We start from the raw sequence: 13,487 nt of genomic DNA on the forward strand, positions 1-13,487 counted from the left end.
CCAGGTGCGCCCGGTAACCGATCTTCAGCGAAAGGTCGCACCTTTTCAGGTCATTAGTGATTATGTTCCAGCAGGAGATCAACCTGCTGCGATTGAAGAGATTACCCGCCGTATCAATGCAGGTGAGCAAGATGTGGTACTTCTAGGCGCCACAGGAACTGGAAAGTCTGCAACGACTGCTTGGTTGATAGAACGGCTTCAACGTCCCACCTTGGTCCTTGCTCCGAATAAGACACTTGCGGCTCAGCTTGCCAATGAATTTCGAGAGCTACTTCCCAATAATGCTGTCGAGTATTTCGTTTCTTACTACGACTACTACCAACCTGAGGCATACGTTCCTCAGACAGATACATTTATTGAGAAGGATTCCAGTGTTAATGATGAGGTTGAGCGTTTGCGCCACTCAGCAACTAACTCACTTCTCACGCGGCGGGATGTGATTGTTGTGGCAACCGTGTCATGTATTTACGGCCTTGGCACACCACAGGAGTACATCGATCGGATGATTCGTCTGAAAGTAGGCGATGAAATTGAACGCAATGTTCTGCTTCGTAAGTTTGTTGATGTTCAATACAAACGTAACGATATGGCCTTTGAGCGGGGCACATTCCGCGTGCGTGGGGATACCGTTGAAATCATCCCTATGTATGAAGAGTTGGCTGTGCGCATTGAGATGTTTGGTGATGAGATTGAGAAGATCATGACACTCAATCCACTCACAGGTGAAATTGTCCGTGATGAGGAAGAGATCTACATCTTCCCAGCTACCCACTATGCAGCAGGTCCTGAGACGATGAAGAGGGCAATGGGCGAGATTGAAGATGAGTTGCAGATTCAGCTCAACCTCTTTAAGAAGCAGGGAAAGCTGCTGGAAGAACAGCGCCTGCGTATGCGCACGACCTTTGATTTAGAGATGATGCAGCAACTGGGGTTCTGTTCAGGTATTGAGAACTACTCACGCCATCTTGATGGTCGCGAACCCGGTTCTGCACCGAACTGTCTGCTTGATTACTTCCCAGAAGATTTCCTTGTTGTCATCGATGAAAGCCATGTTACTGTGCCTCAAATTGGTGCGATGTATGAAGGCGATGCATCCCGTAAGCGCACACTGGTGGAACATGGATTCCGTCTACCGAGTGCACTTGATAACCGCCCGCTGAGATGGCCAGAGTTCTTGGACCGAACTGGCCAGACTATTTATCTTTCGGCAACACCAGGTAAGTATGAGATGGCAAAGGTAGATGGAGATGTGGTGGAGCAGGTCATCCGCCCAACAGGCCTTGTTGATCCTCAGATAGTTGTGAAGCCAATTAAGGGCCAGATTGATGATCTCCTACATGAAATCAATATTCGAGCAGAACGTAATGAGCGAGTACTTGTGACAACGCTGACGAAGAAGATGTCAGAGGATCTAACTGATTACCTGCAAGAGAAGGGTGTGCGAGTTCGCTATCTGCACTCCGAGGTCGACACATTGCGTCGCGTTGAACTTCTGCGCGAGCTTCGCAGCGGTGAATACGATGTCTTAATTGGTATCAACTTGCTTCGTGAAGGTTTGGATCTTCCTGAAGTTTCTCTCGTTGCAATTCTCGATGCTGATAAAGAGGGCTTCCTTCGTTCTGCTACATCACTCATTCAGACTATTGGCCGTGCTGCACGAAATGTTTCCGGTGAAGTTCATATGTATGCAGACAATATGACTGCGTCGATGGCGAAGGCGATTGATGAGACCAATCGACGTCGTGCTAAGCAGGTGGCATATAACCTCGAACGTGGCGTGGACCCTCAGCCTCTTCGAAAGAAGATTTCAGATATTACAGATCTCATCGCTCAAGAGAGCGATGACACTGATGACATCATGGCAACACTGAAGGGCAAGAAATCTGGCTCTGCTCTGCCCTTTGCTTCTAAATCCACGGATTCTATGCCGCGCCAAGAACTGATTGCGTTGATAGGCTCCCTCACCGAACAGATGCGCAGTGCAGCTGATGAACTCGCTTTTGAACTCGCTGGACGACTGCGAGATGAGTTGAAGGATTTAAAGCGCGAACTTCGCGGAATGGATGAGGCCGGTACATGAGCATCGATAAGTTAGTAGTTCGTGGAGCACGCGAACATAATCTTAAAGATGTCTCAATTGAACTTCCTCGCGATGCGCTGATTGTCTTTACTGGTCTTTCTGGTTCAGGTAAATCAAGCCTTGCATTCGACACCATCTTTGCTGAAGGCCAGCGCCGCTATGTGGAGTCCCTTTCTGCCTATGCACGTCAATTCTTGGGGCAGATGGATAAGCCTGATGTTGATTTCATTGAAGGACTCTCACCTGCAGTCTCCATCGATCAGAAATCTACCAACCGAAACCCGCGTTCAACGGTGGGAACCATTACTGAGGTCTATGACTATTTCCGTCTGCTCTTTGCTCGCGCAGGGCGACCACATTGTCCCGAGTGCGGCAAGGCAGTCTCTCGCCAGAGCCCGCAACAGATTGTTGATCAAATTCTCACGATGCCTGCCACAACGAAGTTTCAAATTCTTGCTCCCGTTATTCGCGAACGCAAGGGTGAATTTGTCGATCTCTTTGCAGAGCTAGTCACACAGGGCTATTCCCGGGCTCGAGTTGATGGGGAAACAATTCAACTGACTGAACCACCAAAGCTCAAAAAACAAGAGAAGCACACCATTGAAGTGGTCATTGATCGTCTGACTGCAAAGGCTGAGAGTAAGTCACGTCTTACAGATTCGATTGAGACTGCTCTGCGTCTAGGTAATGGTCTTGTTCTTCTGGACTTTGTTGATGCCAAAACCGGCGAGAAGGAGCATACATATAGCGAGCACCTTGCATGCCACGATTGCAATCTCTCCTTTGAAGAGCTCGAACCACGTTCATTCTCATTTAACTCACCCTTTGGTGCATGTGTTGAATGTTCAGGAATTGGAACGAAGTTAGAAGTTGATGAAGATCTGATCATCCCTGATGACTCCATCTCCATTAATGAAGGCGCCATTGCGCCATGGACTGGGGCACAATCCTCTGAATACTTCCTGCGTCTGCTTGAAGCGTTAGCAACTGAACTGAAATTCTCGATGGATAACCCATGGAAGAAGCTTTCGGTTAAAGCCAAGGAAGCGATCATCAATGGCTTTGATTATGAAGTTCACGTTAAATACAAGAACCGTTATGGCCGAGTGCGTAATTACTCCACAGGCTTTGAAGGCGTAGTTCCCTTTATCCATCGCCGCCATAGTGAGACTGATAGCGATTACAGCCGTGATAAGTACGAGGCATATATGCGTGAGACACCATGTCCTGCATGTAAGGGAGCAAGACTCAAGCCTGAAGTATTGGCTGTAACTCTCGGTGGTAAGAGCATTGCTGAGGTGTGCGCTCTCTCTATTGATGATTGTGCAACTTTCTTGAAGCAAGTAACTTTGAATAAGCGTGAGGCGCAGATTGCAGAGCGTGTCATGAAGGAAGTTCATGCTCGTCTTGGCTTCCTTCTTGATGTCGGTCTTGATTACCTTTCACTTGATCGCCCTGCAGCAACGCTTTCAGGTGGTGAAGCACAACGTATTCGTCTTGCCACTCAGATTGGTTCAGGGTTAGTCGGTGTTCTCTATGTCTTGGATGAGCCTTCCATTGGTCTGCATCAGCGTGATAATCGTCGTTTGATTGAGACTCTGACTCGTCTACGCGATCTTGGAAACACCCTCATTGTTGTTGAGCATGATGAGGAGACGATTCGCACAGCTGATTGGGTGGTCGATATTGGGCCAGGGGCTGGCGAACACGGTGGCAAAGTTGTTGTCTCAGGTTCCTATGAAGAACTTATTGCATCAAAGGAATCTATTACAGGTGCCTACTTATCAGGACGTAAATCAATTGAGATTCCAAAGACGCGCAGACCAATTGATCTCAAACGCCAACTTGTCATTAAAGGTGCCAAAGAGAATAACCTCAAAGATATTGAAGTATCAATTCCACTCGGTCTCTTTGTCTCAGTCACAGGAGTTTCAGGCTCTGGTAAATCAACACTAGTTAATGACATTCTCTATACAACTCTTGCCAACAAACTCAACGGTGCGCGTTTGGTGCCGGGTCGCCACAGAACTGTGACGGGTATCGATCAACTCGACAAAGTTGTGCATGTGGATCAATCACCGATTGGTCGCACACCACGTTCTAACCCTGCTACTTATACGGGTGTATTCGATAAAGTCCGTGCGCTCTTTGCTGAGACAACGGAGGCAAAGGTTCGTGGTTACCAGCAAGGGCGCTTCTCATTCAATGTGAAGGGCGGACGCTGCGAGAATTGTTCAGGCGATGGAACTATCACGATTGAGATGAACTTCCTGCCTGATGTCTATGTTCCTTGCGAAGTGTGTCACGGTGCTCGCTATAACCGCGAGACTTTAGAAGTTCACTACAAGGGCAAGACGATTGCTCAAGTTCTCGATATGCCTATCGAAATTGCTCATACATTCTTTGAGTCAGTGCCAACGATTGCTCGTTACCTGAAGACTCTCTGCGATGTGGGGCTTGGGTATGTGCGCTTGGGTCAGTCAGCACCCACTCTGTCAGGTGGAGAAGCACAGCGCGTGAAGCTTGCTACCGAACTTCAGCGTCGATCAACTGGCCGCACGATCTATGTTCTAGATGAACCAACTACTGGTCTGCACTTTGAAGATGTGAATAAACTTTTGGGTGTTCTCAAGCGCCTAGTGGAATCAGGAAATACAGTGATCGTGATTGAGCATAATCTCGATGTCATTAAGTCATCTGACTGGGTCATCGATATGGGTCCTGAAGGTGGATTCCGCGGGGGATTAGTTGTTGCCGAGGGAACTCCCGAAGAGGTAGCAAAGGTGAAGGCAAGTTATACGGGTCAGTACTTAGCTGAGATTCTTGCGACTAATCGTGCAGCAACTGCCACAAAGACTGCCCCACGTAAAACTGCACAAAAGAAGTAGCCATGGCAGAGCCATCCTCATATCGTCCAAAAGAGATACCGGAAGAGCCTGGGGTATATCGCTTCTATAACGGTAGCGACAAAGTTATTTATGTGGGCAAGGCGAAGAATCTTAAGAATCGTCTGACAACTTACTTCGGTTCCAATCTTGCACAGAAGACCTATCGCATGGTGCATGAGGCTGTTCGCGTTGATTGGACAATTGTTGGAACAGAGTTAGAGGCGCTAGCGCTGGAATTCTCATGGATTAAGCAGTATCACCCAACATATAACGTGCAATTTAAGGACGATAAGTCGTATCCATACCTTGCCATCTCTATGGCAGATGAATTCCCTCGAATCTTCATTACCCGTAAAGAGAAGAGACCAGGACTTAAGTATTTTGGTCCCTATACAAATGCGTGGGCGCTACGTAATACCTATGAAGTTCTCTTGAAAGTCTTTCCTGTCCGATCCTGTAGTGCTGGTAATTTCCAGCGGGCTCAACGCACCAAGCGTCAATGTTTATTGGGTGATATTGGAAAGTGCGCAGCACCCTGTGTTGGTTGGGTAACCCCTGATGAGCATCGCGAGATTGCAGTAAAGCTCGATGCATTTATGGAGAAAGGTATGGAGAATCTTCTTCCTACCTTGCGCGCTGAGATGGAAGGAGCATCTGAACGTGAAGAGTTTGAGCGAGCTGCCAGACTTCGCGATCAGATTGAATCATTTGAAAAAGCTCAGCGCTCCACCCAAGGAAATCTCTCAGATGAGCTCGATGGTGATTTCATCTCACTGCATGAAGAGGGTTTGCATGCAGCCGGTTCCATCTTCATTGTTCGCCGTGGATCGATTAAGGGATCTCGCTCATGGATTGTTGACCAAGAACGAGCTCTTGAAGGCGATGATCAGATTGGTTCCCTCTTCTTTTCTATCTATAGCCAGAGTGCTCCGGCAGATATTCCGTCAGAGGTCTTTGTTAATCACGAACCAGTAGATCGAGTGGCGCTGGAGGAGTGGCTTACCTCCCTACGTGGATCAAAAGTTTCTATCAAAGTTCCACAGCGCGGTGAGAAAGTTGAACTTCTGCAGACCGTGGAACGCAATGCACATTACGCACTCGTTCAATATTTGAGTAAGCGAGCCACCGATGCCGCGGTCTCCGGAAAGGCTCTGTTGGAGCTTGAGGAGGAGCTACAGCTCTCACGTACTCCGCTTCGCATTGAATGTTATGACATCTCCAATATCTCGGGCACATCGGTTGTGGCCTCTATGGTCGTCTTTGAAGATGGTCTTGCGAAGAAGAGTGAATATCGCAGATTCATCATTGATACAGATACAGCGCAAGATGACACGCGTGCTATGCATCAAGTCATTACTCGTCGGATGAAGCGCCTTCTGGCCGATCGCACAGTGAACCAAAGTGAAGTGGCTGAAACCGGTGGCAAGCTCAGTAAGTTTGCGTACCCTCCTCAACTTATTGTGGTCGATGGTGGTGCTCCACAAGTTGCTGCTGCCCAACGTGCGCTGGATGAACTTGGGATTACTGATGTTGCGCTCTGCGGCTTAGCTAAGCGATTAGAAGAGGTCTGGATGCCGGGGGATAAGGATCCACTGATCTTGCCTCGCACATCAGAAGGAATGTATTTATTGCAGCGCATCCGCGATGAAGCGCATCGATTTGCAATTACATTCCATAGATCGCGTCGCTCCAAGGTGATGCTGGAATCTCTCCTTGATGAAATCCCACAGTTGGGTGAAACGCGGCGCGCAGCGCTACTCGATCGATTTGGCTCCGTGACAGCAATGCGTAAGGCCAGTGCAGAAGAACTTGCCTCGACTCCAGGCATTGGAGCAACAATTGCAGCAATCATCTTTGGCCATCTTCAAAACCTTTCACAATCAGGCGTTGATATGGCTACCGGCGAGATACTTGACAGCTAAGGCAGAATATTGACTATGGCAACACAAGAGTTACTCATACTCACCGGAATGTCTGGTGCTGGGCGTTCTACGGTTGCCCATGCACTTGAAGATTTGGGTTGGTATGTAGTCGACAATCTTCCTCCAGCCCTTCTGCCACAACTTGCCGAACAGAGCTTGGATACTCATGCAGCACTTGCCGTTGTGGTCGATGTTCGCGGAGGCAAGTTCTTTGATGAACTCAACAACGCACTCTCTCAACTTAAAGGTGCGGCAACTCCATACCGCTTGCTCTTTCTCGATGCGACAGATCAATCACTGGTGCAGCGTTTTGAATCCACTCGTCGCCCTCACCCATTGCAGGGCAAAGATCGCATTGTTGATGGCATAGAAAGAGAACGTGCAAAGCTGGAGGAGATTCGTGCTCAGGCAGATGTTGTGATTGATACATCTAATCTGAATGTGCACCAACTTGAGAAGAGAACTTCAGAGATTTTCGCAGCAGGAATGCTGCCCTCACTTCGCGTGAATGTTCTCTCCTTTGGATATAAATATGGAATCCCCGTAGATGCTGACCTTGTTCTAGATTGTCGCTTCATTCCTAACCCACATTGGATTCCAGAGCTACGTCCTATGAACGGTCTCGATAAACCTGTCTCAGAGAAAGTCTTAGGCAGTGAAGGTGTGGAAGATTTTGTGAAGAGTTATGTCTCTGTTGTTCATAAGATGATTCCTGGATATTTCCGTGAAGGCAAGAAGTATGTCACGATTGCAATTGGCTGCACAGGTGGCAAACATAGGTCAGTTGCGATTGCTGAGGAGATTGCTCGCCAGTTGAGTACCTCATCGAAAGATCTTGAAATCACAGCACATGCAACCCATCGTGATGTAGGACGGGAATGAGTTCTGATAGAAAAGTTGTAGCACTCGGTGGTGGCCACGGTTTGGCTGCAACCCTTACTGCTCTGCGAAGCTTGACTTCAAATATCACAGCGATAGTTACTGTTGCTGATAACGGTGGCTCAAGTGGAAGACTGCGACAAGAATTTCCAATCTTGCCTCCTGGTGATTTACGGATGGCACTGGCAGCCCTGTGTAGCGATGATGAGTGGGGACGTAGTTGGGCTGAAATCATGCAGTATCGCTTCACAAGTGAAGGCGATCTCAATGGCCATGCAGTTGGAAACCTACTGCTTGCAGCGCTGTGGGATAGAGATGAAGACACTGTTGCGGGACTTGATCGCGTGGGCGCCCTGCTGAAAGTTATTGGTCGAGTACTTCCTATGTCATCGCAGCCGCTGGATATTGAAGCCACCTTTGAGAATTCGATAGGAACGAAGATTGTTCGAGGACAGGCCGAAGTAGCAACAACAAAAGGTCGCTTGAAAACTCTTCGTATCATTCCTGAAAATCCTCATGCATATCCTGAGGCACTTGCTGCCATTGCAGATGCGCAATGGATAACGATGGGGCCAGGTTCTTGGTTCTCCAGTGTGATTCCGCACTTGTTGGTTCCATCACAAAGAGATGCGATTGTTGCATCCAAGGCAAAGAAGATACTTCTGCTCAATCTTGATACAGCAGATAAATCGGCGGGGGAGTATGCGGGCTATTCACCGCTAGAACATCTCCAGATTCTTTCGACCTATGCCCCTGGCCTGCATTTTGATTGTGTTGTTATCGATCATTCATCTGATGGAGAACGTGAATTGCGAGAGCATCTTTCAACCCTGGGTTCAGAGTTGGTTATTGCCGATTTACGCAGTGCAGGCTCGCCATTGCATCATGATGTGAAAAAATTGGGTCAGCTTTTCTCACACATAGACTCACAAATACTGGTTGGATAACCCCCATGGCAATGACTGCAGCGGTGAAAGACGAACTCAGTCGTCTCTCGGTTACCAAGCCGTGCTGCCGCAAGGCTGAAGTTTCATCCCTCCTGCGTTTTGCTGGAGGCTTACATATCGCTGCAGGCAAAGTTCTAATTGAAGTTGAGCTCGATACTTCACAGAGCGCTCGTCGCCTGAAGAAAGATATTGCCGATATCTATGGCCACGATAGTGATCTTGCAGTTCTCTCATCCAGCGGGCTGCGCAAAGGCTCTCGCTATGTGGTGCGCGTTGTTGAAGCAGGGGATGCACTTGCTCGCCAGACAGGTCTGATTGATGCAAATGGTCGGCCAGTTCGTGGACTTCCTCCTCAAGTCGTTGCTGCCAATGTCTGCGATGCAGAGGCTGCATGGCGTGGTGCATTTATCGCACATGGCTCACTGACTGAACCAGGTCGCTCATCGTCACTTGAAATTACATGCCCAGGACCTGAAGCAGCGCTTGCTCTCGTTGGAGCTGCGCGCCGTCTAAATATTGTTGCCAAAGCTCGTGAAGTACGTGGTGTTGATCGTGTTGTAATTCGAGATGGCGATGCCATTGGTGTTCTACTGACACGTCTTGGAGCACATGAAAGTGTTCTTGCGTGGGAGGAACGTCGTATGCGCCGAGAAGTGCGCGCAACTGCGAATCGCCTTGCCAACTTTGATGATGCAAACTTGCGTCGTTCAGCACGTGCAGCTGTTGCTGCCGCTGCTCGCGTTCAACGCGCAATGGAAATCCTCGGCCCTGAGATTCCTGATCATTTAAAGGAAGCAGGAGAGCTTCGTATTTCACATGGACAGGCAAGTCTTGAAGAGCTTGGATCTCTTGCAACTCCACCGATGACCAAGGATGCAATTGCAGGGCGTATTCGTCGCCTTCTTGCAATGGCCGATAAGAGAGCACAAGAGCTCGGCATACCAGATACGGAAGCAGGGCTATCGCCTGATTTATTGGGTGAATAAATGGTGAAGAGTGGCCCTTCGCACGCGTAGCAACTGACCAGTAGCCATCTGCAGGCTGATAGACTTTGCGACAAGCCCCCAATGTTGTGGTGTTACAGATAGCCACCTTTATGCGGGGCAATTCACTTTCTAGAAGAGGTTTTTACAATGATTAATGTCGGAATTAATGGTTTTGGACGTATTGGCCGCAACTTCTTTCGCGCAGCGCTCACCAACCCAAATATCAATATCGTAGGTATCAACGACCTTACAGATAATGCAACTCTTGCTCACCTATTGAAGTACGACTCAATCTTGGGACGCCTCGGACTTGAAGTCTCACACACAGAAGACACCATTACTGTCGGTGGAAAGACCATCAAGGTATTTGCAGATCGCGATCCAGCAAACCTACCTTGGGGCTCAGTGAAGGCAGATATTGTGATTGAATCAACAGGTCACTTCACTAAGGCATCTGATGCCCAGAAGCACATCACAGCAGGAGCTAAGAAAGTCATTATTTCAGCACCTGCAACTGATGAAGACATCACTATCGTGATGGGCGTCAATCATGAGAAGTATGACCCAGCAAATCACCACGTTATTTCCAACGCATCATGCACAACTAACTGCCTTGCGCCCATGGCAAAGGTTTTGGATGAGAAGTTCGGCATTGTCCGCGGTCTCATGACAACAATCCACGCATACACAAATGACCAGGTAATCCTTGACTTCCCACATAAGGATCTTCGTCGTGCTCGTGCAGCAGCTACCAACATCATTCCTAGCTCAACAGGTGCGGCAAAGGCGATTTCTCTAGTTCTTCCACAGCTCAAGGGCAAGCTTGATGGCTTTGCAATGCGTGTTCCTGTTCCAACAGGGTCAGCTACTGACCTCACAGTTGAACTTGCTAAGGAAGCAACAGCCGCAGAGATCAATGCAGCGATGAAGGAAGCAGCGAACGGTTCACTCAAGGGATTCCTTACCTACACAGAAGATCCAATCGTTTCTTCAGATATCGTGACAGATCCTTCATCTTGCATCTTCGATGCAGGTCTTACAAAAGCTATTGGAACAACAGTCAAGGTTGTCGGTTGGTATGACAACGAATGGGGCTATTCAAACCGCCTCGTTGACCTTGTTGGTTACGTAGGTAAATCTCTCTAATGTCTCTGGCTGACCTAGATGTAGCAGGTAAGCGCGTTTTCTTGCGGTGCGATCTCAATGTTCCTTTGAAAGAAGGAAAGATCACTGATGACGGCCGTATTCGCGCTTCACTTCCAACAATCAATGCACTGCTTGCACAAGGTGCCAGCATTGTTATTGCAGCTCATCTAGGTCGACCAAAGGGCGAAGCAAAGCCTGAGCTATCACTTGCACCAGTTGCTGTCCGACTTTCTGAACTTCTTGGAAAGCCTGTTCAATTTGCAGGAGCAATTACGGGCGCAGATGTCACAGCAAAAGCGCAAGTGCTAGGTGCTGGTGAAGTTCTTCTCCTTGAAAACATTCGCTTTAGCGCAGCTGAGACATCGAAGGATGAAGCAGAGCGTGGAGCACTTGCTGCAGAGCTTGCAAAGCTTGCAGATTTCTATGTGGGCGATGGCTTTGGCGCAGTACACCGCAAGCACGCATCAGTCTTTGATTTAGCAAAGCTTCTTCCTCATGCAGCAGGAACTCTTGTTGCAGCAGAAGTTGAAGTTCTTAAAAAACTCACCATTGACCCCGTTCGCCCCTATGGCGTCGTCCTTGGTGGTTCGAAAGTTTCAGACAAGATTGGTGTTATCGCAAACCTGCTTGGCAAAGTAGATGTCATGGCTATCGGTGGCGGAATGCTCTTCACCTTCCTTGCAGCTCAAGGAAAAGAGATTGGTTCTTCCCTGGTTGAACGCGATCTCGTTGACACTGTGAGAGGTCTTATCAAGCAAGCCGAAGACTCTGGTGTGAAGCTCATTCTTCCTACAGATATCGTCGTTGCGCCAACATTTTCTGCCGATGCCACCCCAACTCTTGTGAGTGCAGATGCAATCCCTGCAGATCAGATGGGCCTTGATATTGGACCAGAGTCAGCTGAAGCTTTTGCAGCAGCGATTAAGACATGTAAGACAGTATTTTGGAATGGGCCTATGGGCGTCTTTGAGTTCCCCAACTTTGCTCATGGCACCAAAGTTGTTGCGCAAGCACTGACTGAAGTTGATGGAATTTCAGTTGTAGGTGGCGGTGATTCAGCAGCTGCTGTTCGCGCACTAGGCTTTGCAGATTCAGCATTTGGCTATATCTCAACAGGTGGGGGAGCATCCCTTGAATACCTTGAGGGTAAAGAACTTCCAGGGCTGACAGCTCTCGATCTTTAAGAATTTTCATCAAGCACGATCAACGAAGGAGTAATACATGCGCAAGCCACTGATGGCCGGTAACTGGAAGATGAACCTCAATCACCTTGAGGCGATAGCAGTTGCACAAAAGCTTGTGTACTCACTCGATGACAAGGATTACGATGCAGTCGATGTTGCAATCCTTCCTCCATTTACCGATATTCGCTCTATCCAGACTATGGTCGATGGCGATCGTTTGCGCCTTCAATATGGTGCACAGGATCTCTCACCTGATGCATCCGGTGCATTCACCGGTGATATCTCAGGCTCCATGCTTGCAAAGCTAGGCTGCACATTTGTTGCCATTGGCCACTCTGAGCGCCGCGCAATTCATCACGAAGATGATGCTCTTATAAATCGTAAGATAAAGGCAGCACTTGCCCATGAGCTCACACCAATTTTCTGTGTGGGAGAAGAGCTCGCAATTCGCGAATCAGGAACCCATGTCTCACATGTGATCCGCCAAGTGCGTGCTGGCCTTGAAGGATTCCATAAGCCAGAGCTCAAGAAGATTGTTATCGCCTATGAACCAGTATGGGCAATTGGAACAGGCAAGACTGCAACACCTGAAGATGCACAAGAAGTCTGTGCTGCAATCCGTGAAGAGATTGAACAGATTGGATCTTCAGAGATTGCTGCCAATATGCGCATCCTCTATGGCGGTTCTGTTAAGTCAGCAAATATCGCCGAAATCATGAAGCAGCCAGATGTTGATGGAGCACTTATTGGGGGAGCAAGCCTTGACCCTGAAGAGCTGGCAAAGATTGTTAAGTTCCACGCTCAGGCGTAATTCAAGGCTTTCTTACTCATTCGGGTATCCTGTACCCCTACCTCTAGAGGAGTTTCACGAATGGCTTTAGCACTTTCAATCTTTCTGGTTATCGCAAGTATCGTGATGATACTTCTCGTCCTTCTCCACAAGGGCAAAGGTTCTGGTCTCTCTGATTTATTCGGCGGCGGAATCTCATCAAACTATGGTGGCTCATCTGTCGTAGAACGTAACCTCGATCGCATCACAATTGTTGTTGGCGGCCTCTGGTTCGCAGGCGTTGTTGGTCTCTCACTCGTTTTGAAGGGTTAATTCATGGCAAGTGCAATTCGCGGAAGTCGTGTCGGCGCTGGCCCAATGGGCGAGGCAGAGCGTGGCGATCAGATTGAGCGCGCATCGGTTTCCTACTGGTGTGCCAATGGACATGAAGTGCGTCCATCCTTTGCGGTTGAAGAGACTGTCGTCATCCCTGATCAATGGGACTGCCCAAAGTGCGGTCTTCCAGCAGGTCGCGATAAGAACAATCCACCGAGTGCTGTAGTAAATATCCCTTACAAGACTCACCTCGCATATGTGAAGGAGCGTCGCACAGATAAAGAGGGCGAGAAGATTCTTGAAGATGCTCTTCGCAAACTACGTGGAGATGACCTCGACTAAAGAAAAAT

General features: G+C 48.5%; 11 protein-coding genes. All 11 read left to right on the forward strand.

Annotated features, from left to right (window positions below):
- Positions 1–4: 4 nt before the first annotated feature.
- Entirely contained in the window at positions 5–2,080 is a 2,076-nt protein-coding gene (gene uvrB / locus A1sIIA65_RS02950; protein ID WP_095676101.1) for an excinuclease ABC subunit UvrB, read from the forward strand.
- Complete coding sequence (gene uvrA, locus A1sIIA65_RS02955; RefSeq protein WP_095676102.1) at positions 2,077–4,968, forward strand: excinuclease ABC subunit UvrA; 2,892 nt, start codon at positions 2,077–2,079, stop codon at positions 4,966–4,968. The genes uvrB and uvrA overlap by 4 nt, the downstream gene beginning before the upstream one ends.
- 2 nt (positions 4,969–4,970) lie before the next feature.
- Entirely contained in the window at positions 4,971–6,890 is a 1,920-nt protein-coding gene (gene uvrC, locus A1sIIA65_RS02960; protein ID WP_095676103.1) for an excinuclease ABC subunit UvrC, read from the forward strand.
- A gap of 15 nt (positions 6,891–6,905) precedes the next feature.
- Positions 6,906–7,772 (forward strand): RNase adapter RapZ, encoded by an 867-nt coding sequence (rapZ, locus tag A1sIIA65_RS02965; protein ID WP_095676104.1) that lies wholly within the window; start codon positions 6,906–6,908, stop codon positions 7,770–7,772.
- Positions 7,769–8,716 carry a gluconeogenesis factor YvcK family protein gene (locus A1sIIA65_RS02970; RefSeq protein ID WP_095676105.1) on the forward strand — a complete coding sequence of 316 codons (948 nt, stop codon included), beginning with the start codon at positions 7,769–7,771 and terminating at the stop codon, positions 8,714–8,716. The genes rapZ and A1sIIA65_RS02970 overlap by 4 nt, the downstream gene beginning before the upstream one ends.
- A 5-nt stretch (positions 8,717–8,721) precedes the next feature.
- Positions 8,722–9,702: a DNA-binding protein WhiA gene (gene whiA, locus A1sIIA65_RS02975; RefSeq protein ID WP_095531507.1), complete on the forward strand. Its 981-nt coding sequence runs from the start codon at positions 8,722–8,724 to the stop codon at positions 9,700–9,702.
- 147 nt (positions 9,703–9,849) lie between these two features.
- Positions 9,850–10,848, forward strand: coding sequence for a type I glyceraldehyde-3-phosphate dehydrogenase (gap, locus tag A1sIIA65_RS02980; RefSeq protein WP_095676106.1), 999 nt, complete (start codon positions 9,850–9,852; stop codon positions 10,846–10,848).
- Positions 10,848–12,032 carry a phosphoglycerate kinase gene (locus A1sIIA65_RS02985; protein ID WP_095676107.1) on the forward strand — a complete coding sequence of 395 codons (1,185 nt, stop codon included), beginning with the start codon at positions 10,848–10,850 and terminating at the stop codon, positions 12,030–12,032. The genes gap and A1sIIA65_RS02985 overlap by 1 nt, the downstream gene beginning before the upstream one ends.
- A 37-nt stretch (positions 12,033–12,069) precedes the next feature.
- Complete coding sequence (tpiA, locus tag A1sIIA65_RS02990) at positions 12,070–12,843, forward strand: triose-phosphate isomerase (RefSeq protein WP_095676108.1); 774 nt, start codon at positions 12,070–12,072, stop codon at positions 12,841–12,843.
- 60 nt (positions 12,844–12,903) lie between these two features.
- Positions 12,904–13,134: a preprotein translocase subunit SecG gene (gene secG / locus A1sIIA65_RS02995; RefSeq protein ID WP_095676109.1), complete on the forward strand. Its 231-nt coding sequence runs from the start codon at positions 12,904–12,906 to the stop codon at positions 13,132–13,134.
- A gap of 3 nt (positions 13,135–13,137) precedes the next feature.
- A complete protein-coding gene (locus A1sIIA65_RS03000; RefSeq protein ID WP_095676110.1) occupies positions 13,138–13,479 on the forward strand; it encodes an RNA polymerase-binding protein RbpA in 342 nt (113 codons plus the stop codon).
- Positions 13,480–13,487: the final 8 nt, after the last annotated feature.

Origin of the sequence: Candidatus Planktophila dulcis (genome assembly GCF_002288225.1) — a bacterium.
Lineage (GTDB): Bacteria > Actinomycetota > Actinomycetes > Nanopelagicales > Nanopelagicaceae > Planktophila > Planktophila dulcis.